Raw genomic sequence first — 24,111 nt, 5'->3', positions numbered from 1 at the left:
ATTAATTCTCTCCTTCAGCCTGCCGACTCTTTAAATCTTGAATTGCATGGCGGGCTGCTTCTTGCTCGGCCTCTTTTTTTGATTTACCGAGACCAGTTCCAAGTTGTTCATCGCCAAGTCGCACGACAGTTACGAAACTTTTCGCATGAGCAGGACCTTTCTCTTCAACGATTTCATACCGCAATTGACCATTATTCGTCTGTTGAACGATTTCCTGAAGACGGCTTTTATAATCCATCACATGCGAAAAAGCACCGACACTAATTTTAGGGAAGACGACTTTTTCAAGGAATGGGATAACCGCCTCCATCCCTTGATCTATGTACAGAGCGCCTATAAACGCCTCAAACACGTCAGCGAGTAATGCAGGGCGCATTCGTCCACCCGTCTGCTCCTCCCCTTTCCCAAGCAGGATAAAGCGACCTAACCCAAGTTCGTTAGAAAACTTCACAAGGGACGGTTCGCAAACAATCGCTGCCCTTAGTTTCGTAAGTTCCCCTTCAGTCATATTAGGCTCTGTCGAATAAAGGAATCGGGACACACCTAACTCAAGAACCGCGTCACCTAAAAATTCCAATCTCTCATTATCCGTGAAATTTTTTCTCCGATGCTCATTCACATAAGATGAATGTGTAAATGCATTATACAGTAGTGATTTGTTTTTGAAATGGACGTCCAATTCATTTTGTAAGTCATCGAATTTGTTTCGAATCGCTACGGGTAAAAGCGCAATTGTTTTTTTTCCTTTGAAGTTGTTTGTATGGGTCATCATCGATTCTGCCTTTCGGTACATAATGTTTATAATTTTACCCTTTTCAACGCCACAGTGCAAAAAAAGTTTGCTATAAACCCGAAAAGAGACGCTTTCAATCCTTTCAAGTAGAAAGGATGAAAGAGTCTCAATCAGAATAGCAATTAGTTCACTTTCGTTTCGATATGCGAAACTGCGTCACCGACAGTTGCAATCTTTTCAGCTTCATCATCGGAAATTTCCATTTCGAACTCATCTTCTAATTCCATTACTAATTCTACGACGTCCAATGAATCGGCGCCTAGATCATCACGGAAAGAAGCTTCCATTTTAACTTCACTTTCATCGACGCCAAGGCGGTCGACAATTACTTTAGTTACACGTTCAAGTACTGTTGACAAATTTGTCACCTCCTCTCAAGAAAAGTGGAAGGCGTCGTTTAGATGCGGCAGACATAAGACGGATTGTCCGAGCGGCGTTCTTTGCCGCACGGGCGAGTCGGCTTATGCCCGAGCATCTGACGCCTGGAACTGGACAATATAGAAAAGTGGAAGCGCCTGGTCAGAGGCGACAGGCATAAGACGGGCCAGCGGAGCAGCGTTCTTTGCTGCATAGCTGGACCGACTTATGACCCGAGCCTCTAGGCGCTGGAACTAGACAATATAGAAATGCGGAAGCGGCCTGCTAGATGCGACAGGCATAAGACTGACCGGCGAAGCGGCGTTCTTTGCCGCATAGCTGGGCTGACTTATGACCCGAGCATCTGGCCGCTGAAGCTGGACAACAAAGAAAAGTGGAAGGCGTCGTTTAGATGCGGCAGACATAAGACGGATTGTCCGAGCGGCGTTCTTTGCCGCACGGGCGAGTTGGCTTATGCCCGAGCATCTGACGCCTGGAACTGGACAATATAGAAAAGTGGAAGCGCCTGGTCAGAGGCGACAAGCATAAGACAAACCAGCGGAGCAGCGTTCTTTGCTGCATAGCTGGACCGACTTATGACCCGAGCCTCTAGGCGCTGGAACTGGACAATAAGAAAAGCATAGGCGCTAGAGCAGACACCAAAGCGCTTTAACACCTCTATTACATTACCATACCACCATCAACATGAATCGTCTGACCCGTAATATAAACCGCATCATCCGATAATAAGAACAGGACAGTACGTGCTACATCTTCAGGTCTGCCAAGTTTGCCAAGCGGAATAACCGATAGCATTTGATTCTTCACTTCTTCGCTCAATGCATCCGTCATATCCGTCGTAATGAAACCAGGCGCTACTGCGTTAACATTAATGTTGCGTGAAGCAAGTTCTTTTGCCGCCGTCTTTGTAAAACCGATGACGCCAGCTTTTGCTGCTACATAGTTTGCTTGTCCAGGATTTCCAGAAACCCCAACAATCGATGCAACGTTGACGATTCTTCCTGCACGTTGTCTCATCATCTGACGAGTGACGCCTTTTGTACAAAGAAAAACACCTTTTAAATTGATATTAATGACATCGTCCCACTCGTCTTCTTTCATACGCATGAGCAAATTGTCTCTCGTAATACCTGCATTATTGACAAGGATATCAATAGATCCAAACATTTCCAAAGTTTTATCAACCATTTCTTTAACACCGTCAGCATCGGATACGTCTGCCTGAATAGCGAACGCTTCTCCACCGGATTCTGTAATCAACTTAACGACGTCATCCGCTTTATCCTTACTTCCGCTGTAGTTGACAGCAACTCGTGCTCCTTCTTTAGCAAGAAGTAGTGCTATTTCACGGCCAATTCCACGTGATGCTCCCGTGACAATTGCGGATTTCCCATCAAATCTACCCATTACGACCACCCTTTCGAAGCTTCGATTACCGTTTGCAATGTCTCTTCATCATAGACTGGGAACACCGTTACACTCCGGTCAATCTTTTTAACGAGGCCACTTAGTACTTTTCCTGGACCACATTCGATGAAATGAGTAACACCGAGGTCAAGCAATGTACGTACTGAATCTTCCCAAAGTACCGGGGAATAAAGTTGTTCGACGAGGAAGCCTTTTATATCAACACGATCCGTAACGACCGAAGCATTCACATTAGCAACAACTGGAATGGATGCATCCTTCATCGCTACCTCATCAAGTGCAGCCCGCAGTTTTTCTGCCGCCGGCTGCATAAGCGAAGAGTGAAAAGGTCCGCTTACATCCAGCGGAATCGCTCTTTTCGCGCCCGCTTCTTTCAATTGGACACACGCTTTCTCAACGCCTGCTTTCGTACCGGAAATAACGATTTGTCCCGGACAATTCAAGTTGGCCGGTTGGACAGCAAAACCATCTGCTGTAATAGCATCTGTTACTTCTTTTAACTTCTGCCCATCAAGTCCAAGAATTGCCGCCATTGCCCCTTCACCAGCGGGCACCGCTTCATTCATGTACAAGCCCCGCTTATGAACGACCGACACTCCGTCTTCAAATGACATTACACCCGAGGCAACGAGTGCCGTATATTCCCCAAGACTATGTCCTGCCGTAAAGTCTGGCGTAACGCCTTCGTCTATCAATCGCGAAGCAATCATCGATCCGACGGTAAGTAGTGCTGGCTGTGCATTGTATGTCAGCGTCAGTTCATCTTGAGGTCCTTCTAGAATTAATTGACTAAGTTGAAAATCAAGTACACGGTCTGCCTGTTCTAAGAATAGCTTACTTTTGTCATGCGTTTCCGCGAACTCTTTTCCCATGCCAGCCGATTGTGAACCTTGTCCTGGGAAAATGAATGCAATCTTTGTCATCAATTTTCCACCTTTCTTATCGTTTCACGAATTGTTCCACAAACATCATATTCCACCATCGTTCTCGCTTGCCGAACGGCGTTCAATATAGCATTCGCATTTGAAGAACCATGTGCTTTAATAACAGGCGAATTCAAACCAAATAAACCCGCCCCACCATACTCTGTGTAATCCATTTTGTTTTTCAGTCCACGCAAATCGTCTTTCACAAGTGCTGCAGACAGTTTTGACTTCAATGAAGCGCTATACACCTCTTTCAACATAGAGAAGAAAGCAGATGCAGTCCCTTCCAGCGTTTTCAGAACCATATTACCCGTGAAGCCATCTGTAATGACGACGTCCGCCACGCCAGTCAATAGATCACGCGACTCAACGTTGCCGATAAAATTAATGGGCGCTTTCGAAAGCAAGTCAAAAGCAGCCTTTGTTAATTCATTCCCTTTTCCTTCTTCGGTTCCGATATTTAATAAGCCGACGCGTGGATTTTCAAGCCCCCGCACCTTTGTGGCGTAGATACTTCCCATAACCGCATATTGTTCAAGATGAGATGGTTTCGCATCCGAATTTGCACCAAGGTCCAGCATGACAAATCCTTTTCCATCGATCGTCGGAAGTGTAGGTGCTAAGGCAGGTCTCTCAATACCATCAATCCTACCTACGATGAATAGACCTGCCGCCATTAAAGCACCTGTATTACCAGCAGAGACGCAAGCTGAAGCTTCGCCCTCTTTAACAGCTTGAGCCATCCTTACCATTGACGCATCTTTTTTCCGGCGGATAGCACGAACCGGCTCATCGTCTGGTTCAATTTTCTCTGTACAGTGAATCACTTTTAGGCGTGCATGCTCCTTCAAGAAAGGTGCCATCGCCTGTTCATCACCATAAATATGTATGTTTATATCTTCGAACTCAGCGAGACTTTTAAGCGCACCGGCAATAATTTCACCAGGCGCATGATCTCCGCCCATTCCATCTACAGCTATGATCATTTTAATTCCCCCTGCTTCCTATCAGTCGTCCGGTACATGTGAAATTCGCCAGTGAATACCGTTTCGTCATTGACCGTCGATGCGACCATGACTAATGTCCGCTTTTCTCCCAGACTTTCTTTCTTCACTTCTGCACGTGCAACAACTCTATCACCAGCTCTCACCGGTTTCAAAAAGTCAATGGTCGACTTCACAGTCAAAGCAAGATCATCATTCATAACTGCAACAGCAAGTGAGTTTGCCTGGGCAAACAGATGATGTCCACGCGCAATTCCGTTACGCTGGAAGACATGATCTTCAGTCACATCAAATATCGACAGCGCCCTCTTATCGAGTTCCATATCGATGATATCCCCAAAGACTTCATCGGAGTGAAGAGACTTCACTTCCTCTTTCATCGTTCGAGACGCAACCGTTTTCAAACGTTCCCGCAGTTCGGGAATTCCGCGCTCTAGCCTGTCCAAACGTATCGTCTGGACACTTACAGTAAAATGTTCCGACAATTCTTCATCTGTCAGGAATGGATTTTCTTCAAGCAACTTTCCAAGCAGTCGTTGCCTTTCCTTTTTAGGCATTCTCAATCGGTTCACCTTCCGGATTAGCACTTGGTACTAATAGCAGTATATAAAAATAGAAAAAAGAAAGCAAGCACAGAAATGCAGAAGGCGTCGTTTAGATGCGGCAGACATAAGACGGATCATCAAAGCGGCGCACTTTGCCGCACAGATGAGCTGGCTTATGTCCGAGCATCTGACGCCTGGAGCTGGACAGCACAGATATGCGGAGACGACCGTTTTTTTAAGGAACGCAGCCTAAGTTCGCCACGTCCTGTGGCAACAGCTGCATGACCTACATCCTGTAGGCCCGCGACAGGCATAAGACGATTTGGCGGAGCGGCGCCCTTTGCCGCACAGCCGAAGCGGCTTATGACCCGAGCATCTGGGAGTCGAAGCTAGACAGCACTGAAATGCAGAAGGCGTCGTTTAGCCCCGAAAAGCGCTGGAAGTCCACAGGAAAAAGGCGTACTTTGCCTTTATCCTGTGGACTGAAGCGACTCGAGGGGCTGACGCCTGGAGCTGGACAGCACTGAAATGCGGAGACGACCGTTTTTAAGGAACGCAGCCTAAGTTCGCCACGTCCTGTGACAACAGCCGCATGACCGACATCCTGCAGGCCCTCAATCAATCAATCAATCAATCCTATCGCCACTAAGAGCACCCGACTCTTCAAGATGTGATCGAAGAATCGCGTATTCCTGATCTTCCCAAAAGTGACGCGACTCTAATAGTTGTTCCGCGTCTTTCCTTGCCGTTTCGAGCGCCCTATAATCGTGGACGGGATCTGCTACTTTAAACTCAGGCATACCGCTTTGCTTTTTCCCAAAGAAATCGCCGGCACCTCTTAGTTCGAGGTCCTTTTCTGCTAAAACAAATCCATCATTTGTTTCTGTCATCGTTTGCATCCGCTCTTTTCCCTCTTCGGTTTTGGGATCAGCAAGCAGAACGCAATAGGATTGCTCGGCGCCCCGACCTACTCGCCCCCTAAGCTGATGGAGTTGGGCAAGTCCAAAGCGCGTCGCGTCGTAAATAAGCATGAACGTCGCATTTGGTACGTTGACTCCGACTTCAACGACAGTCGTCGACACAAGAACATCGATTTTACCTTCACTGAAATCGCGCATGATGGCATCTTTATCGTCCGAATGAAGACGGCCATGCATGAGACCGACTGTGTATTTACCACTAAAATGAGTCGAAAGCTGACTATGGACATCCACTGCATTTTGGACATCTAATTTGTCGGATTCCTCGATTAATGGACAAATAACATATGCCTGACGTCCGGCACTTAATTCATTTTCCATCTTCCGTAAAACTGGAAGAAGGGAATCCTCTTTCAACCAATGTGTTTCAATAAGTTTTCGGCCAGCCGGCAACTCATCGAGTATGGAGACATCCATTTCACCAAAAGCAGTAATAGCAAGCGTTCGTGGAATCGGAGTTGCAGTCATGAATAGAACATCAGGATTCAATCCTTTATCCCGTAAAACGCGCCGTTGTTCGACACCGAAACGATGCTGTTCATCCGTAATAACCAACCCAGGATTTTTAAAGATGACATCAGGTTGAATGAGGGCGTGCGTGCCGATAAGCAAATCCACTTCACCTGATGCAAGTTTTTCAAGCAAATCTCTTCTCGCCTTCGCCTTTGTAGATCCAGCGAGGAAAGCAACTGTAATGCCGTGCGGTTCAAGCCATTCTGCAAGCGTAGATGCGTGCTGTTCGGCAAGGATTTCTGTAGGTGCCATAAGAGCCCCCTGAAATCCTGCCGTGATAGCAGCATATAAAGCGATTGCCGCTACGACTGTCTTTCCGGAACCAACATCTCCCTGAAGGAGACGGTTCATCCTAGTCGGACTTTTTAGTTCCCCACATAATTCATTGACAACCCGCTTTTGAGCCCCTGTCAATTCAAATGGCAATGCAGCGATGAAAGTCTTCACTTTGGCAAGGTCATAGTCGATAGCTACACCTTTCTCCGCTTCTTTTCGTGCTTTCTTCATGCCCAGCATCTTCAGCTGGAACATGAGCAGTTCCTCATAGACAAAACGTCTTCTCGCATGTTTCACATCAGCAGGGCTTGTTGGAAAATGAATCATCTCAAGTCCATTTCCGATGGCTGGCAATCGATACATTTCACGAATATCAGCGGGTAGTGATTCTGCGTGCTGACCGACAGCTGCATCCAATGCACTTCGCATGAAGCGTCGAAATGTCTTCTGATGCATAACACCTTTCAAACTGTATACCGGCTCAAAATCAGCTTGATCTGTTTTTGGGCCGTCCTTGAAGTTGCTTACATTGATTACTTGCCTGCCCCGATCCCATTTCCCAGTAACTGTGACAATCGTCCCAAGTGACAAACGCTCTTTTAAGTAATGTTGATTGAAAAAAACCGCCTTCACAAGATGCCTTCCGGCAAGAAGACGGATTTGTAAACGGGATCTATTTTTCCCTAAGAAAAGAATGGAAGGCTCACTTTCGACCCTTCCTTCAATTGTGACTCGTTCATTATGCGGGGTTTCAGTCAAATCTTTTAACCTGAAGTCTTCATGACGGTACGGGAACGTCATGAAGAGGTCTTGAAGCGTTGAAACTCCAAGTGCCTCAAGCTGTTCGCCGGCCGCTTTTCCGACTCCTTTTATCGTCGTTACAGAATCATGAATTGACAGTGTCACTATCTACCTTATCCTTACCAAATATCTTCGCTTCAAGCGCTTTTCCGGTTGGCGTAGCAGCCAATCCGCCTTTAGCTGTTTCCCGTAACGCTGAAGGCATAGACTTACCTATTTTATGCATTGCTTCAATTACTTCATCTGTAGGAATACGGCTAACGACGCCTGCTAGTGCCATATCTGCTCCAACGAGTGCCTTTGCCGCTCCCATTGCATTCCGTTTCACACATGGTACTTCAACAAGTCCAGCAACCGGATCACAGACAAGACCTAACATATTCTTCATAACGATAGAAAATGCTTCTGCACTTTGTTGTGGAGTCCCGCCCGCCATTTCAACAATTGCAGCGGCTGCCATTGAACCTGCTGACCCCGTTTCCGCTTGGCATCCACCCGCTGCGCCTGATATCGATGCATTATTCGCAACGACAAACCCGAAAGCACCAGACGTAAATAAATAATTAATCATTTGTTCCCGTGTAGGATTCAATTTATTTTTCACCGCAAACAAAGTACCAGGTACAATTCCTGCTGCACCAGCTGTTGGCGTTGCACAAATCGTCCCCATTGCTGCGTTTACTTCATTCGTAGCGACTGCCTTACTGACAGCATCCATGACCACATCGCCGCAAAGAGATTTTCCTGATGCCATATACTTTTGAATAAGAACTGCATCGCCACCCGTAAGACCGGATGCTGAATGCACCCCCTGCAATCCTCTTTCTACCGCCTTCTCCATCACCGTTAAGTTATTGTCCATCTGCGCAATGATTTCTTCTCTTGTACGTTTTGTTATAAGTATTTCTTGTTCAATCATGATTTCTGAAATAGGCTTGTTCTGCGACTCTGCAAGTGCAACGAGCTCTTTAACGTTACTAAATAAAACGTCCATCTATGTTTGCCTCCTATTTTACAGTTCTTTAGTTTGCCAATGTCGAAACTTGCGTTACATTCGGCAATGATTCCAACTCATTTATCAGTGCTGCGTCGATCATTTGATCAACTTCAATCACCATAAGGGCCATATCCCCTTTTTCTTTTCGGTCAACTTCCATATGTGCAATATTTATATTTAGTTTTGCAATTGCGTTGGAAACGCTTGCAATAACACCGGAACGGTCATTATGAACGATGAGGAGTGCTGGGTAATGCCCCGATAATCGAAGCGGGAATCCGTTAAGCTCAACAACTTCCATCGTTCCGCCACCTATAGAAATTCCAGTCAGTTCCATAACTCCCTCACTGTCCCCAATTACAAGACGGGCCGTGTTCGGATGTACCGCCTCTTCCTCTTCAGGAATAAATTCAAAAGTCAATCCAAGTTTCTCTGCATCAGCAAACGCAGACTTTATACGCTCATCGAATGTATCATAATCTAATAATCCACCAATAATTGCTACATCCGTACCGTGTCCTTTATACGTTTCTGCAAAAGAACCATAAAGATGAACCCGAGCCCATTCCGGCTGTCTGCCAAACAGTGTTCGTGCGACACGGCCGATTCTTGCAGCGCCGGCAGTATGTGAAGATGATGGCCCTATCATAACTGGTCCAATTATATCGAAAACTGATCTGAATTTCATAAACGCTACCCCCTCTTAATAAGCACGTACTGTTATTCATTTTACATGAGTTTTGCTTTAAAGACAAAAGATGTTGTTCCTTGTCGACGCAAGTAAAAAGCAGTGCGGCTTTTTACAGGCGCACTGCTCGTTACTAGTTTATTCAACTGAAATGATATATGGATACAATGGTTGTTTTCCGTTATAAAGTTCAACTTCTGCGTGATCAAAGTTATCCTCTACATAACTTACGATTGTAGAAGCATCTTTCTCGCTAATGTCTTCACCATAAATAATTGTAACAATTTCATCATCTTCATCAATGATCGAGTTCAATAGTGTTTTCATGACATTTTCAAGTGAAGGTGCAGATGTAATAATCTTACCACCTGAAATACCCATGAAGTCGTCTTTTGTAATTTCAACCCCGTCAATCGATGTATCTCTTACTGCATGTGTAACTTGTCCCGTTTTCACGAACGATGCAGCCTCTGTCATCGCTGCGACGTTTACACTCACTTCCGCTTCCGGATTGAATGCAAGTATAGCAGCAAGTCCTTCGGGTACTGTTTTTGTAGGAACGACAGCTGCTTCAATACCGATCACATCGGCCGCTTGCTGTGCTGCCATAATGATGTTTTTGTTGTTAGGTAAAATGAGCACTCGTTCAGCACCGACCGCCTCAATTGCCTTGACAATATCTTCTGTCGATGGATTCATCGTCTGCCCGCCTTCAATAATGGCAGAGGCACCTACGCTTTTCAGTAATTCAGAAATACCTGCTCCCATAGCAACTGTTACGACCGCGTATGGATGTTTTACAACTTCTTTTTTCGCCGCATTTTGTACCGAATAATTTTCTCCGACGATTTCGAGATGCTGCTGACGCATATTTTCAATTTTAATTTTAATAAGGGAACCGAATTTCTGCCCGTAACTAAGTGCGTCACCCGGTTCTTCTGTATGGATATGTACTTTCGCAACTTCATCATCAGAAATAACAAGTAAAGAATCACCGAATTGACTCAATCCTTGGCGGAATTCGGATTCATCGTATGGACTCGTTTGCAGTTTATCATCCTCGAACTTAACCATGAATTCCGTGCAATATCCGAATTCAATGTCTGCCGTATTCATGAAGCCTTGGACGCTGCGATGATGTTCCGCACTCACTAAGTCATCCATGGAATCGACGATAGTTCTTGCTGGTAGTTCTTCACCTTTTAAGCATGCCAAGAAGCCTTCGTATACATAAACGAGACCTTGTCCACCACTATCAACAACTCCAACTTCCTTCAATACAGCTAATAAATCCGGTGTCCGCTCAAGTGATGCTTGTGCTTCTTTCACTATAGCTTCCATTACTTCAATAATGTCATCTGTAGTCGCAGCTTTTTCTACTCCGATAGTAGAGGCATCTTTTGCGACGGTTAAAATTGTTCCTTCAACAGGTTTCATAACCGCTTTATAGGCCGTTTCAACGCCATACTTCAAGGCACCTGCAAATTGTCCTCCATTGACAGTCGCTTCATTTTCAATCGCTTTCCCGAAACCACGGAATAACTGTGAAAGAATAACGCCGGAATTACCGCGCGCGCCCATCAGCAATCCTTTCGATAACGCTTGTGCAGTTTGACCGATATGGGCAACCGCATTTTCTTCAGTTTCCTTCGCTCCTGAAGTCATCGATAAATTCATATTCGTACCTGTATCACCATCAGGTACCGGAAAAACATTTAGTGAATCGACATAATCGGCATTTTGATAAAGATGATGTGCACCCAACTTTATCATTTCCGCAAATTTCAAACCATCTATGGTCTTCATAGAAATTATTTCCTCCTCTTACAGGTTCGTCACTCGGACTCCCTGGACAAAAATATTAACAGATTTCACAGTCATGCCGACTGTCTTTTTCAATGTATACTTCACTTTTGATTGTACTTGGTAGGCGACTTCTGAAATTTTAGTACCATATCCAACAATGATATACATATCGATATGCGTATCATCGCCAAGATTACGAACGATGACTCCCCGCGTGAAATTTTCTTTCCCTAGGATTTCAGTAAGGCCATCTCTTATCTGATGCCTTGAAGCCATTCCGACAATCCCATAACACTCGATAGCCGCCTCACCAACCACTTGGGTAATGACGTCATTCGTAATATCGATTTTGCCGTATTCATTCTTTACTTCGATTGACATGTGTAATACCCCCTGGATCCTTTTTCACTAACCCCATTGTACTATACCTGTTATAATAATAAAAGAAAGCGATTCTATGACTTTTAAACGTGTAAAGGCTTTTACCTTGAAAGATGTCACAAAAAAGGTTGCAACACGTTTACGCATATGATACATTATTATGGTATGCGAATAAAGAAGTAAATCACTTAATCAACATTCGCAAGGAGGTACTATTATGTCTAAAGAATGTGTTATTACAGGACGCAAAGCCCGTACAGGCAATGCACGCTCCCACGCAATGAACGCAACTCGTCGTTCATGGGGTGCGAACCTTCAAAAAGTCCGAATTCTCGTTAACGGTAAACCTAAACGTGTATGGGTCTCTGCTAGAGCCCTTAAATCAGGTAAAGTTCAACGTGTGTAAAGGACTGTAATTAAAGTTTAAGCGCCTTGGTATTTAAACTTTAAAGAAAATAAAACGCCGGGCTGAATTTCTTCAGCCCGACGTTTTTTCTTTTTTCCTTTTCTTATTCTTGGTGTTGCTCGCAGTAGCTTTCGGTGAATCATCCTTCTGGAAAACAACCATACACTTCCTTACTACTCCACTCACAAATTTCGGCATTGTGAAAGTATAAACTCGCAATTCCCCACTCCTTTCAGGAATCTGAACTCCTTACCATTAAGCATATGCCCTCATGGAACGATATAGTACAGACTTCTTCAGCCAGTTCATTGCTAGTAAATAATGTCATGCCAGTTTCGAGCGTAGCATCTACCATTTCGAATTTGAAACCGGTAAGTGTAAGTCCACTAACTACCCCATTGAATGAAAAAAATGATATGTATTTAAAACGATTATCCGACGTCACTTGATAACTTCCAGGTGTAAGTATAAAAAGTTCATTCGTCCCATTACGAATCGAGAATGACGTATCATTATGAGCTATTTGAAGCCGGTACAGAAGATGAAGGGCTGATTCCATATGATCCAGCCTCCCTCCTGTAACTCCCGTCAAAATGACACACTCTGGCCCGTAGGAAAGAGCACGATCTACTGCAAGTTCCGTATCAGTCTCATTTTTTTCCGAACGAAATCGTCCGATTATGCGGACTGCGGCGGCTATCTCATCGTATTCACTTTTCGAAACCGAATCAAAATCCCCCACTGCTTCAAGAGGAACAATACCTCTTTGCAGCAAGTGAAGTGCACCTCTATCCGCCCCGATGAATACCGTATCTTTATGATGAAATTCCGTCAAGTCAGCTATTTCTGAATCGGGCCCGCCCGCACAAACGACTGCATACTTCATTTTCTTAGCGCACCTTCACCAGCAGCTTTTATCCGGCGTAAAGCTTCTGCACGATCAGGTGCATTGTAGATAGCTGATCCTGCAACTAAGATTGTAGCACCCGCTTCAACACACGGTATAATCGTTTCTTCATTAATGCCGCCATCGATTTCAATTTCAATCGGAAGTCCTCGCTCACGAATAATATCGGCTAGCTGTTTCACTTTCGGAACGACAGAATGAAGAAACTTCTGGCCACCGAATCCGGGATTAATTGTCATGATTAGGACTAAGTCAATTTCATCTAGAACATGAAGAATCGTTTCAATCGGTGTATGCGGATTCAAAACAACGCCCGATTTCACCCCGTAAGACTTAATCAGTTGCAATGTGCCGTGCAAATGAGGGCACGCCTCTACATGGACCGTAATATAATCAGCTCCGGCTTTTGCAAATTGTTCAATATACAGGTTTGGATTTTCAATCATTAAATGGACATCCAGCGGCAACTTCGTTACTGGTCGAAGTGCCTCAACAACAATCGCTCCCATTGTAATGTTCGGAACGAAATGTCCGTCCATGACATCGATATGGATTAGTGCCGCGCCAGCTGCTTCCACTTCTTTTACTTCTTCGGCAAGCTTTGAAAAGTCTGCTGCTAAAATTGAAGGTGCAATTTTAATCATGTTTTTCATACCTCGGCTTTCGGTCAAGTATTTCTTGCATGAACTGCAAGTAGTGATCATAGCGATGACGTGGAATTTCTCCAGTCTCCACCAACTCTTTTACTGCACACTTTGGTTCTTTCAAGTGCAAGCAACCTCTGAATCTACAGTTTGGCGCAACTTCATCCATGTCTACAAAGTAACGAGACAATTCTTCTTTTTCGATATGATCGAATTCGAGAGAGCTGAAGCCTGGGGTATCCGCGACAAGACCACCTGATATCTCAAGCAACTCAACATGTCGCGTTGTATGTTTTCCGCGTCCGAGCGCTTCCGATATTACCCCTGTTTTCAATTCAAGCACAGGCAATACCGTGTTCAACAATGTTGATTTACCAACACCTGATTGCCCGGCAAGAACTGTAGTCTTGCCTTCAAAATAAGGTTTCAATAAGTCAGTCAGTTGAGGATCGTCAATAAAAGTCTCTATAACATCATAACCGATTTTCTTATAATACGCCGCTGATTCAGCTACCATTTTCAGTTCATCAGCATTCGCAAGATCCTTTTTCGTTAGGCAGATAATTGGTTTTACGTCGAACGATTCGACGACAACCAAAAACCTGTCTAATAGATAAAGGCTGAATGCCGGTTCCACTATGGAGAATACGAGCAACGCCTGGTGAACATTCGAGATTGGCGGACGGACGAGTTCATTGAACCGCTCATGGACTTCAGTGACTGTTGCATCATTATCTTCAACACGTACATAGGTCACGAAATCTCCAACCAGCGGATGAATACCACGGTTTCTAAATACTCCACGTCCTCGACATTGAATGATTTCTCCGTCATTTTCTACATAATAATACCCGCTGATTGCTTTTCTGATTTGTCCTTCTGGCATTCTTTCACCCCTTCTAATTAGAGTCACTCTAATTGACCAATTCTGCAATGATAGGTTTTGAATCGCGCGTAACCTTATATGACCCAGTCTGTCCTTCTTCCAAGTTAAATGAAATTGATCTTTCCGTCGTTTCTGTGATTGAAAACTCATCAAAAACATCCGTTATCTTATTATTTTTGTCTTGAATGTAAATTTTAATAAGTTGTGGGACTGGAGCAGGCTGTTCCACTACTCCCGAGTTGTCTCCATCATCCTCTCCATCACCTTCGTCACCATCTTCATCGCTAGGACTAGGGCTAGGCTCAATCACTTCAGGTACATACTCAATTGTCACCTTTTTAACAACGAACTTATCGGGTTTTTTCTCTGGACCTTTTGATACGACGACTTCAACTTTCCCACCTTTTACAATTTCCGTTTTCCCATTTGGTGTTTGCGAAATGACACTACCTTTAGGCACTGTTGAAGAATAATCTTCTCTCACGGTATTTATAGTTAAACCTGATGACTCTTCATAATCTTCCAGCCGGTCCTTGTCATATCCTCTTAGATCTTCAAGAATTTGCTTTTCTTGGCCTTTACTAACAGTAAACAGTAAATCGGTTTCACTGAGAATTACTTCCCCTGCATCTGGTTCTTGTCCAATGATTGTACCCTCTGGTTTATCAGAAAATTCTTCTATCGAATCAATCGACTTAAAAAGTGTATCGTCTAAAGAAGCCATAACTTTATCGGCATCATCGCCAATATAATCTTCTAAAGTGCTTTTTTCTTTACCGGTACTAATATACAAGGTGATCTCGGAGTCAACACCCCGTTTCTTATCTGCCTCGGGTATCGTTTTAATGGCTTCCCCTTCATCAACATCATCGGATTGCTGTCCCTCAGTTACAACCGTATTAAAGCCTGCGTCAGAGAGCACATCCCTAGCCTGCGCTTCTTCCATTCCTGCCACAGTCGGAATAACAGCCTTTTTAGGGCCAAATATACCTGGAATAAGGGACAACACAAATATCAGGATAGCAATGCCAGCAATTCCACCAACAATGAATGGCCATTTCTTGCGTTTTTTCGGTGGTGTTGGCGGCGGGGATTGTTCAATTGTTACTGGTTCGATCTTCTTAGTCGCTTCAACGCTATCAAATTTTGTAGTTTCACTAACGATTGGTATCGCGCGCGTGCGGTCATCATCGAACACAATTGCGAATTTCTTCTCATTTGCCCGTTCGGGTGACAGTACAGTTAGCAAATCATCATACATTTCATCTGCTGAATCATATCGATATGTAGCATCTTTCATAGTCGCCTTCAAAATAACATTTTCTAAACTTTGTGGAATTGAAGGGAATACCATTCTTACTGAAGGCGTCTCTTCTTGTAAATGCTTCAATGCAATCGCAACTGCAGTATCCGCTGTAAATGGCAATTCACCTGACAGTAATTCGTAAAGTACGATGCCTAATGAATAGATATCAGACTTTTTTGTCGCCATTCCGCCACGTGCTTGTTCGGGTGACAAGTAGTGAACCGTCCCAATGACTGAATTCGTTTTTGTATGAGCTGTTGCACTAAGTGCCATTGCGATACCAAAATCAGTAATTTTCACATTCTCATCCGAATCCATTAAAATGTTCTGCGGTTTAACATCACGATGGACGATTCCATTATGATGAGCATTCGCAATTGCAGATACAATCTGTTGCATAATCGGCAAAGCTTGCTTAGGCGTCAAGGCCCCATTATCTTGGATAAACTTCTTCAAGGTTTGTCCTTCGATATATTCCATCACCAGGTAATGCAGCTCACCCTCTTCGCCCACATCGAATATATCAACAATGTGCGGGTGCGTCAGACTCGTTGCGGAAAGTGCTTCTCGTTTAAACCTTCTTTTCAATGCCTCTTCATTCGCAAAATCATAATTAAGAACCTTAATGGCAACATCGCGGTCCAGGATGACGTCATGTGCTAGATATACTTTTGACATGCCGCCGTCACCAATATTCCTTACAATTTCATAACGTCCACCTATTCTTGATCCAATCATGGATTAGTCGCCTCCACTTCAGTCGAGTCGATTAGAATTACGGAGATATTGTCTTCCCCGCCCATCTTGTTCGCTAAATCCACAAGTTCTTCCGTCTTTTCATGCAACGTAGCGTTTGATAGAACTATTTCACTCATCGATTGTTGACTGACTTTATTGCTCAGACCGTCCGTACAAATAAGCATATACATGCCCTCTTCTAACTCAAGCGAATAAAGATCGGGTACAATCGTTTTTTCAGAACCAACTGCTTTCATAATCCAGTTTCGTTGTGGATGAACTGCTGCCTCTTCCAAGGTAATTTCCCCACTGTCAAGAAGTGCATTTACGTAGGAATGGTCTCGCGTTACTTGCCGCACACCTTTCCCATCGATTGCGTAGACACGGCTATCACCAGTATGCGAAATAAGACAAGAACGTCCACGAATGAGAGCTACTTCAAGCGTCGTTCCCATTCCCTTATACGCTTCATTTTCGTTTGCATGTTTGTAAAGTATGTCATTTGCGAGAATGACCGCTTCCTGCAGCCACTGCGCCAACTTATCTTCTGCTTCAAACGTCGAACTATCAAGTTTCATGAATTGCTCGCCAATTACTCTGACTGCTGTCGAACTCGCGTAATCCCCCCCAAGGTGACCACCCATACCGTCCGCTATCACGGCAAGCATTACGCCCCTTGGAAGTGTGTATACAGCCGCACTGTCTTCGTTAACCGTTCGTTTCTTGCCGATATCCGTCAAGACTTCAAATTGCAACGTCCATCCCACCTTTTGCCTCGAATTCTTAGCTCACTTACTTTTTTTTCGGAAAGCAGCAACAAAAAAGCCATCGCTGCCAAAGTGTTGCGGAAGTACTTGAAGCGTGTTATCTTCAATCGCCAATTTCTCGTTTCCAGTTAGTTGTGGCAAAGGGATTTTCTCCATATCCGTATGACGCTTAAGGAATCGTTCAACCATTCCCTGGTTTTCGGCATACTCCACTGTACACGTACTATAGACAATAACCCCGTCAGATTTAATCAATTCACGAGCAGTATCTAGAAGGTCTGATTGAATCGACGTCAACGCATCGAAATCAGCTTGTGTTTTATTGTACTTAATTTCAGGCTTTCTACGGATGACACCAAGTCCGCTACAAGGTGCGTCGACAAGAATACGATCGAATGAGGACAACTCGTATAGCTCAGTCAATTTCCTGCTGTCTCCACTCAATGCTTTGATTGACGTTAAGCCAAGGCGAGTCGCATTTGCTTCAATAAGTTTCAGTTTATGTTCATGTAAATCATGTGCAAAAACTTCACCTTTATCGTTCATTTTTTCAGCGATGTGGGTTGTTTTCCCACCAGGTGCCGCACACATATCGAGTACTTTCATACCTGGCGATAAATCAAGTGCAAGAACAGGTAGCATTGAACTTTCGTCTTGAATAGTGATAAGTCCTTTTTTATAGGCTTGCGTATTTGCAGGATTGCCACTATCTGAAATGATGCACTCCGGTACAACTTCGCCTTTTCTTACTTCAACACCTTCTGATTCGAGTAAAGCAATGACTTCGTCTGGCGTTGTTTTTGCTGTATTGACGCGAATTGTCATCGCTGCTGGATGATTATTTTCATGTGCCATAATGGCCGCGTCTTCTTCACCAAATTGTTCATTCCAACGCTTAATCAACCATTCCGGATGACTCGTTTCGATAGAAGTTTTCAACGTACCATCTTGCATTTCATCAAGTGAGCGGACACCTTTACGCAACACGGAGCGAAGAATACCATTTACAGTTGGTGCTATCCGTTTATGACCGCGTCTTTTCGCAATTTCAACTGCTTCGTGAACAACAGCATGCGGTGGAATTTTTGTTAAATAAACGATTTGATATAACGATAACCGAAGAAGCTCTCGAACCCAGCCATCCAATTTACCACGGACAAACGGCTCAAGATAATAATCGAGTGTCATGCGGTGTTGAAGTGTGCCATACGTCAATTCCGTTAACAAGCCACGATCTTTCGTTTCAATACCATACTTTTCAATTGTTCTATGCAGCAATAGATTGCTATAAGCTTGATGATCATTTATTTCCATCAATATTGAAAGAGCAGCGTCTCGGACGTTGCCATTCCATATTTTCTTTTTCGGTCTAGTATTTATATTCATTCAAAACGGTCCCCCTTACTCCATTTAGAGCCGGTTCCGCGAATAAATTCACCCGCCGGCATCCGTTTTTTCCCGGCTGGTTGAAGATCCGTAAGTGCAACAGCGATGTCATCGCCCGCTTTTACAATAATACGATCACTATCGATTGCAATAATCGTTCCTGGTAACGCACTGTCAGTTGTATGGATTTTCTCACTCCACCAAATCTTGACGTTTTCACCTTGGAATGCGGTGTATGCAACTGGCCAAGGATGAAGTCCACGGATTTTATCGTAGATTGCCTTTCCACCTTTAGACCAGTCAATCCGTTCTTGTTCACGGGAGATGTTACGCGCGAACGTCACGAGTGATTCGTCTTGAACTGTTTGTTTATTTGTTTCGTTTAAAATAGAAGGCAATGTCTCTTTCAGTAGTGCCGTCCCTGCCACAGATAATGCAGTGAACATACTTCCTGTGTGATCCGTATCAGAAATAGGCACAATCACTTGTGAAATAATATCGCCTGCATCAAGTTTTTCGACCATATACATGATTGTGACGCCCGTTTCTGTTTCGCCATCCATGATTGCCTGGTGAATCGGCGCACCACCGCGATATTTAGGTAGTAAGGATGCGTGTACATTAATGCAACCGAGCCGAGGGACTTCTAGCAGTTCCTTCGGTAAAATCTGGCCAAATGCTGCAGTCACGATTAAATCTGGTTTAAGCGCAATAATTTCCTCAAGTTCAGCAGAACCTCTCAGTTTTTCAGGTTGAATAATCGGCAGTCCAAGCCGTAGTGCTTCAACTTTTACTGGAGGTGGTGTTAAGACCCTCTTTCGCCCGACTGGTCTGTCCGGCTGAGTGACAACTGCCACGATAGTATGCCCTTCATCAAAGAGCATTGTTAGGACAGATACCGAAAACTCTGGTGTTCCCATAAAGACAATCTTCGTCATTTCAGCTCACCTCCACCGCTTTCCCCTACTATCTCTGCTTCTTCTGTTTCTTCTAATTCAGACGGATCAACAACACGAATGATTTTCGAATCAAATAATACGCCATTTAAATGATCGATTTCATGAAGAATCGCACGTGCTTCATAATCTTCTGCTTCTAATTCATAAAGTGCGCCATTGCGTTCTTGTGCTTCAATGCGTACGAAAAATGGTCTTTCTACTTCGCCGAATAAATCCGGAAAACTTAGACAACCTTCTACTTCTATTTCGGATCCTCCGGTTGCTGTTACAACAGGATTGACCATCTCAATAACGTCTTGCCCTTCGCCCATATCGACAATCGCGACACGCACTGCTTCGCCAATTTGTGGTGCAGCGATTCCTATGCCATCCGCCGCCACCATTGTGTCGTACATATCATCTAGCAGTTTTGAAAGCTTCTTATCAAATTTCACTACTTCTTTACATTGTTGTTGAAGAACCGGAGCCGGATGCTTCACAATTTCACGTATTGCCAAATCTATTCCTCTTTTCTGTCTTGTTATCTAAGATGTAATTTAACCTTGTACTGCGGATTGGGGGCTGACATGGATATTTCACGTCTAGACTCCAGCGCGGGCCTACAGGATGTAGGTCATGCAGTCTTTGCCGCAGGACGCGGCGACCTTAGACTGCCTTCCCCTTATCCAAGGCGCATCCACTTTTATTTTTAATAAATGGACGCCGGTTCTACATCAACGGTCATTATCAGTCCTGATTTAATCCAGTCCGTCCGGTAATACTTAATGAGCTGCTGCAGCGTTTCTGTCAACTTCGGCTCTTTTTTGTATTTTATCAAACATTGGTAGCGATATCTATTGTTCACTCGACTGATAGCGGAAGCAGTTGGTCCGATGACGACTGTTCCTGCAGATAAGTTCTGTTTTAAGTAGCGTGCTCCCTTTTCTGCAAAGTCAGCTACTTTCAATAAATCCTCGTGCGTAAACTGAACAAGCGTGACGAAATAGAAGGGTGGATAGCCATATTGTCTTCTGGCCGCCATTTCCATCGTATAAAAAGGCTCATAATGCTGTGCTTTCGCTAATTCGATTGCGTAATGTTCAGGGGAATAAGTCTGGATGAAAACCTCTCCAGGCAATTCGTGACGTCCAGCTCGTCCACTTACTTGCGTCATCAGTTGAAAGGTTTTTTCAGCGGCACGGAAATCAGCTAAATGGAGTGTTGTATCTGCGGCAAGCACACCGACAAGTGTAATATTCGGGAAATCTAGCCCTTTCGCAATCATTTGGGTTCCGAGCAAGATATCCGCCTGTCCTTCACTGAACTGTCTAAGAAGCCGCTCGTGTGAACCTTTTTGCCTCGTTGTATCGACATCCATTCGAAGGACACGTGCTGTAGGAAACAGTTTCGCAATTTCTTCTTGCGCTTTTTGGGTCCCTGTTCCGAAAAACCGGATATGTTCACTTTTACATTCCGGACATACGAGCGGCACTCGTTCTTCATGACCGCAATAATGGCATTTTAACTGTTCGTGTGCACGATGATAGGTCAACGAAATATCACAATTTGGGCATTCAACGACTGTACCGCAATCCCGGCAGAGTACAAAAGATGAAAAGCCACGCTTATTCAGAAACAGTACGATTTGCTCTCTTTTTTCCAATCGAATACGGACCGCTTCCGCAAGCGGCAATGAAAACATCGAACGATTTCCGGTTTTCAATTCCTCTCGCATATCAACGACTGTTACTGTTGGCAGGGCCTGATCTTTTGGTCGTTTCGTTAGTGTAAGCATGGTATATACACCTTTTGATGCACGTGCATATGATTCCAGTGACGGCGTTGCACTTCCTAAAATAACAGGACAATTGTAATACTCCGCGCGTTTAATCGCAACGTCCCTTGCATGATAGCGCGGTGTATCATCTTGCTTGTACGTCGATTCATGCTCTTCATCGAGAATGATAATACCAATATTTTCAAACGGGGCAAATATCGCCGACCTTGCACCAATGACGACTTTTACTTCCCCCCGTTTTATCTTCCGCCATTCATCGTATTTCTCACCGGCAGACAAGGCGCTGTGCATAACTGCAACGAGCGAACCAAAACGCTCTTTGAAGCGCGACGTCATTTGCGGGGTTAATGATATCTCTGGGACAAGGACGATTGCTTCTTTGCCTTTATCTAAAACGCGTTTAATGGCACGTAAATACACTTCTGTTTTTCCACTTCCTGTAACGCCATGAAGTAGGAATGTTTCTGCTTTTCGATTGTCTTCGGATGTTGCTATATGATCAAGTGCAATTTGCTGTTCGTCTGTCAAGATTTCGGGTATCGCTGTATCTTTCAATTGAGGCGCATCAGGTTCACGGTACACTTCAGCAAGTTCTTCGAAGGCTGCGCCTCTTTCAATGACAGTTTTCAGCACAGCCGGTTGAATTCCCGACTGTTCCATCAGTTGTTTTGCACTGATCGTTTTCCCTGCATGCTCCAACATCCAGCGAAGTAATTCAGCTTGTTTTTTCGCATTGGAATGACTAGAGTCAAGCAATGATTGCAGTGTTACCTCATCTGCCATTCGAATCATCCGCACTTTTTTCACAGCAGTTTGCTGCCCTACGGCCGTATCGACCGTGACAATCCCTTCTGAAACATACCTTTTTAACATTTTCATCAATTCTGCTGAATCTACTTCTTTCAACTGAATCCGTTTCCTGCCCGCAAGAAAAGCTTTAAAATCAGCGTCTTCAATTCGTTCCGGTTCTTCGACAATGATGAACTTTTCATATTTTGCACGCATCGCAGCAGGTAACATCACTTGGAGGGCATCAATTTCATATGACAACGTCTCAACCGCGAGCCAGCGCGATAATTCGAGCAGTTCACTAGAAATGACCGGATCCAAATCAATAAGTTCATCAATCGGTTTAATTTTGCCGAGTGCAAGCTCACTTTCGTCCTTCAACATTGTTACGTAACCAAGCACTTTCCTGGGTCCAAACGGAACTTTCACTCTGGTTCCAGGCTCAATCACAGATTCCAATGCTTCTGGAACGAGGTAATCAAACGGCCTGTCGATTGGATAAGCCGCTACATCTACAATGACTTCAGCGATCATTTAGTTGATCACTTTCTTCTTTAATAATTGTTTCCAGCAATAGAATGGCGAGTTCTTTTTTCGGCATTGCTCGGAATGGCTTATGTGTTCCGTTTTTCGAAAGAAGTGTGACAACGTTTGTATCCTTCCCGAATCCAGCATCCGGATCAGTCACGTCGTTGACGATAATATAATCAAGGTTTTTACTTTCTAGTTTGCCTATGCCATAACCCACTGCATTTTCAGTTTCAGCAGCAAAGCCAACAAGGATTTGTTTCGTTTTCATAGAACCGATTGTTTTCAAGATATCAGTTGTTCGTTCAAGTTCAATAACAGAGTCCCCTACTTGTTTCTTCATCTTTTGGGGCTGAATCTCTCTCGGGCGATAATCCGCTACAGCAGCGGCTTTGATAACGATTGCCGCATCATCGAATTGTGTTCGGACGGCTTCAAACATCTCTGCCGCACTTTCAATATCAATGACAGTTACTCCCGCTGGCTTGTCCAATCCAACAGGTCCCGAAATAAGGACAGTGTCTGCGCCGAGTTTGGCTGCTGCTTCTGCCATCGCATAGCCCATCTTGCCACTTGAAAAATTCGAGACATATCGTACCGGATCAATCCGTTCACGTGTCGGACCTGCCGTGATCACAACTTTCTTTCCTGAAAGCGGAAGATATTTGGACGTTGTAAACCGTTCTGTTATCAGTTCTACAATCTTTTCGGGTTCTTCCAATCGACCTTTTCCTACATAACCGCATGCCAAAAAGCCTTCAGAGGGCTCGATGAATTTATAGCCATCTTCGTGCAGCGTAGTAATATTTCGTATAACTGCTTTATTCTCATACATATGGACATTCATTGCAGGTGCAATCCAGACCTCAGCCTGAGTAGCTAAGAGTGTAGTCGTTACCATATCGTCAGCAATCCCATTCGCGAGTTTACCAATTACATTTGCTGTGGCTGGAGCAACTACGACAAGATCAGCCCAATCTGCCAAATCAATATGTGCAATCACGCGGGAATTTTTTTCATCGAACGTATCGAAAAAAACATCGTTTCGTGACATCGCTTGAAATGTAAGTGGTGTGACAAATTCCTTTGCCGATTCAGTCATAATGACCTTTACGTCCGCTCCTGCCTGAGACAACTTACTTACAAGTGCAACAGCTTTATAGACCGCGATTCCGCCAGTTACACAAAGGAGGATTTTTTTATTCAACAACATGATCTCATCCCTTCTAAAATGACAAACTCCCAAAGAAAAACTCGTTTCTAAGGGAGTATCACGTTTATTTATTATGATATGAAAAGCGTAAGGAGCCGTGAACAAATGAACGCAGCCTAAGTTCGCCACGTCCTGTGGCAACAGCTGCATGACCTACATCCTGTAGGCCCGCGACAGGCATAAGACGGACCGGCGAAGCGGCGTAATTTGCCGCGTAGCTGGGCTGACTTATGTCCCGAGCGTCTGGCGACTGAAGCCTAGACACCATTTCGAATCGAAAATCCCACTG

The 24,111-nt window shown here is 44.3% G+C and carries 23 protein-coding genes; 1 reads left to right on the top strand and 22 read right to left on the bottom strand.

Annotated features, from left to right (window positions below):
* Position 1: 1 nt before the first annotated feature.
* The 11 genes from rnc to MKZ26_RS20970 form a co-directional block, all read right to left on the bottom strand.
* Positions 2 to 769, bottom strand: coding sequence for a ribonuclease III (gene rnc, locus MKZ26_RS21020; protein WP_340767707.1), 768 nt, complete (start codon positions 767 to 769; stop codon positions 2 to 4).
* A gap of 146 nt (positions 770 to 915) precedes the next feature.
* On the bottom strand, positions 916 to 1,152 hold the full coding sequence (locus MKZ26_RS21015) for an acyl carrier protein (RefSeq protein WP_067211315.1): 237 nt from the start codon (positions 1,150 to 1,152) through the stop codon (positions 916 to 918).
* A gap of 679 nt (positions 1,153 to 1,831) precedes the next feature.
* Positions 1,832 to 2,578 carry a 3-oxoacyl-[acyl-carrier-protein] reductase gene (gene fabG, locus MKZ26_RS21010; protein WP_340767435.1) on the bottom strand — a complete coding sequence of 249 codons (747 nt, stop codon included), beginning with the start codon at positions 2,576 to 2,578 and terminating at the stop codon, positions 1,832 to 1,834.
* Positions 2,578 to 3,522: an ACP S-malonyltransferase gene (gene fabD, locus MKZ26_RS21005; RefSeq protein ID WP_340767434.1), complete on the bottom strand. Its 945-nt coding sequence runs from the start codon at positions 3,520 to 3,522 to the stop codon at positions 2,578 to 2,580. Before fabD ends, fabG begins: the two co-directional genes overlap by 1 nt.
* On the bottom strand, positions 3,522 to 4,511 hold the full coding sequence (gene plsX / locus MKZ26_RS21000; RefSeq protein ID WP_338655839.1) for a phosphate acyltransferase PlsX: 990 nt from the start codon (positions 4,509 to 4,511) through the stop codon (positions 3,522 to 3,524). The genes fabD and plsX overlap by 1 nt, the downstream gene beginning before the upstream one ends.
* Complete coding sequence (fapR, locus tag MKZ26_RS20995) at positions 4,508 to 5,092, bottom strand: transcription factor FapR (RefSeq protein ID WP_067211325.1); 585 nt, start codon at positions 5,090 to 5,092, stop codon at positions 4,508 to 4,510. Before fapR ends, plsX begins: the two co-directional genes overlap by 4 nt.
* Positions 5,093 to 5,700: 608 nt before the next feature.
* Positions 5,701 to 7,743, bottom strand: a complete 2,043-nt coding sequence (gene recG / locus MKZ26_RS20990; protein ID WP_340767706.1) for an ATP-dependent DNA helicase RecG — start codon at positions 7,741 to 7,743, stop codon at positions 5,701 to 5,703.
* A complete protein-coding gene (sdaAA, locus tag MKZ26_RS20985) occupies positions 7,730 to 8,638 on the bottom strand; it encodes an L-serine ammonia-lyase, iron-sulfur-dependent, subunit alpha (protein ID WP_186671272.1) in 909 nt (302 codons plus the stop codon). The genes recG and sdaAA overlap by 14 nt, the downstream gene beginning before the upstream one ends.
* A gap of 28 nt (positions 8,639 to 8,666) precedes the next feature.
* A complete protein-coding gene (gene sdaAB, locus MKZ26_RS20980) occupies positions 8,667 to 9,329 on the bottom strand; it encodes an L-serine ammonia-lyase, iron-sulfur-dependent subunit beta (protein WP_187045421.1) in 663 nt (220 codons plus the stop codon).
* 138 nt (positions 9,330 to 9,467) lie between these two features.
* Positions 9,468 to 11,135 (bottom strand): DAK2 domain-containing protein, encoded by a 1,668-nt coding sequence (locus tag MKZ26_RS20975; RefSeq protein ID WP_340767433.1) that lies wholly within the window; start codon positions 11,133 to 11,135, stop codon positions 9,468 to 9,470.
* 18 nt (positions 11,136 to 11,153) lie between these two features.
* Positions 11,154 to 11,516 carry an Asp23/Gls24 family envelope stress response protein gene (locus tag MKZ26_RS20970; RefSeq protein WP_067211331.1) on the bottom strand — a complete coding sequence of 121 codons (363 nt, stop codon included), beginning with the start codon at positions 11,514 to 11,516 and terminating at the stop codon, positions 11,154 to 11,156.
* A gap of 217 nt (positions 11,517 to 11,733) precedes the next feature.
* Here MKZ26_RS20970 and rpmB point away from each other — a divergent pair, with 217 nt between their 5' ends.
* A complete protein-coding gene (gene rpmB, locus MKZ26_RS20965; RefSeq protein WP_067211334.1) occupies positions 11,734 to 11,922 on the top strand; it encodes a 50S ribosomal protein L28 in 189 nt (62 codons plus the stop codon).
* A gap of 72 nt (positions 11,923 to 11,994) precedes the next feature.
* Here rpmB and spoVM read toward each other — a convergent pair whose 3' ends face one another.
* The 11 genes from spoVM to coaBC all read right to left on the bottom strand — a co-directional run bounded on the left by spoVM (position 11,995) and on the right by coaBC (position 23,822).
* Complete coding sequence (gene spoVM, locus MKZ26_RS22420) at positions 11,995 to 12,141, bottom strand: stage V sporulation protein SpoVM (protein ID WP_418064629.1); 147 nt, start codon at positions 12,139 to 12,141, stop codon at positions 11,995 to 11,997.
* A gap of 13 nt (positions 12,142 to 12,154) precedes the next feature.
* Positions 12,155 to 12,808, bottom strand: a complete 654-nt coding sequence (locus tag MKZ26_RS20960; protein ID WP_340767432.1) for a thiamine diphosphokinase — start codon at positions 12,806 to 12,808, stop codon at positions 12,155 to 12,157.
* Entirely contained in the window at positions 12,805 to 13,473 is a 669-nt protein-coding gene (rpe, locus tag MKZ26_RS20955; protein ID WP_340767431.1) for a ribulose-phosphate 3-epimerase, read from the bottom strand. Before rpe ends, MKZ26_RS20960 begins: the two co-directional genes overlap by 4 nt.
* Positions 13,466 to 14,359 (bottom strand): ribosome small subunit-dependent GTPase A, encoded by an 894-nt coding sequence (gene rsgA / locus MKZ26_RS20950; RefSeq protein ID WP_340767430.1) that lies wholly within the window; start codon positions 14,357 to 14,359, stop codon positions 13,466 to 13,468. Before rsgA ends, rpe begins: the two co-directional genes overlap by 8 nt.
* Before the next feature lie 28 nt (positions 14,360 to 14,387).
* The gene (gene pknB, locus MKZ26_RS20945; RefSeq protein WP_340767429.1) at positions 14,388 to 16,403 is read right to left on the bottom strand and encodes a Stk1 family PASTA domain-containing Ser/Thr kinase; all 2,016 of its coding nucleotides are present in this window, start codon (positions 16,401 to 16,403) and stop codon (positions 14,388 to 14,390) included.
* Positions 16,400 to 17,158 (bottom strand): Stp1/IreP family PP2C-type Ser/Thr phosphatase, encoded by a 759-nt coding sequence (locus MKZ26_RS20940; RefSeq protein ID WP_340767428.1) that lies wholly within the window; start codon positions 17,156 to 17,158, stop codon positions 16,400 to 16,402. The genes pknB and MKZ26_RS20940 overlap by 4 nt, the downstream gene beginning before the upstream one ends.
* 33 nt (positions 17,159 to 17,191) lie before the next feature.
* A complete protein-coding gene (gene rsmB / locus MKZ26_RS20935) occupies positions 17,192 to 18,556 on the bottom strand; it encodes a 16S rRNA (cytosine(967)-C(5))-methyltransferase RsmB (protein ID WP_340767427.1) in 1,365 nt (454 codons plus the stop codon).
* Complete coding sequence (gene fmt / locus MKZ26_RS20930) at positions 18,553 to 19,494, bottom strand: methionyl-tRNA formyltransferase (RefSeq protein WP_187045425.1); 942 nt, start codon at positions 19,492 to 19,494, stop codon at positions 18,553 to 18,555. The genes rsmB and fmt overlap by 4 nt, the downstream gene beginning before the upstream one ends.
* On the bottom strand, positions 19,491 to 20,012 hold the full coding sequence (def, locus tag MKZ26_RS20925; RefSeq protein ID WP_067211352.1) for a peptide deformylase: 522 nt from the start codon (positions 20,010 to 20,012) through the stop codon (positions 19,491 to 19,493). The genes fmt and def overlap by 4 nt, the downstream gene beginning before the upstream one ends.
* 191 nt (positions 20,013 to 20,203) lie before the next feature.
* The gene (priA, locus tag MKZ26_RS20920) at positions 20,204 to 22,615 is read right to left on the bottom strand and encodes a primosomal protein N' (RefSeq protein WP_340767426.1); all 2,412 of its coding nucleotides are present in this window, start codon (positions 22,613 to 22,615) and stop codon (positions 20,204 to 20,206) included.
* On the bottom strand, positions 22,605 to 23,822 hold the full coding sequence (coaBC, locus tag MKZ26_RS20915) for a bifunctional phosphopantothenoylcysteine decarboxylase/phosphopantothenate--cysteine ligase CoaBC (protein ID WP_340767425.1): 1,218 nt from the start codon (positions 23,820 to 23,822) through the stop codon (positions 22,605 to 22,607). The genes priA and coaBC overlap by 11 nt, the downstream gene beginning before the upstream one ends.
* Positions 23,823 to 24,111 lie beyond the last annotated feature (289 nt).

This window comes from Sporosarcina sp. FSL K6-6792 (genome assembly GCF_038004885.1).
GTDB classification, from domain to species: Bacteria; Bacillota; Bacilli; order Bacillales_A; family Planococcaceae; genus Sporosarcina; species Sporosarcina psychrophila.
This window is presented reverse-complemented; position numbering and strand designations above follow the sequence as displayed.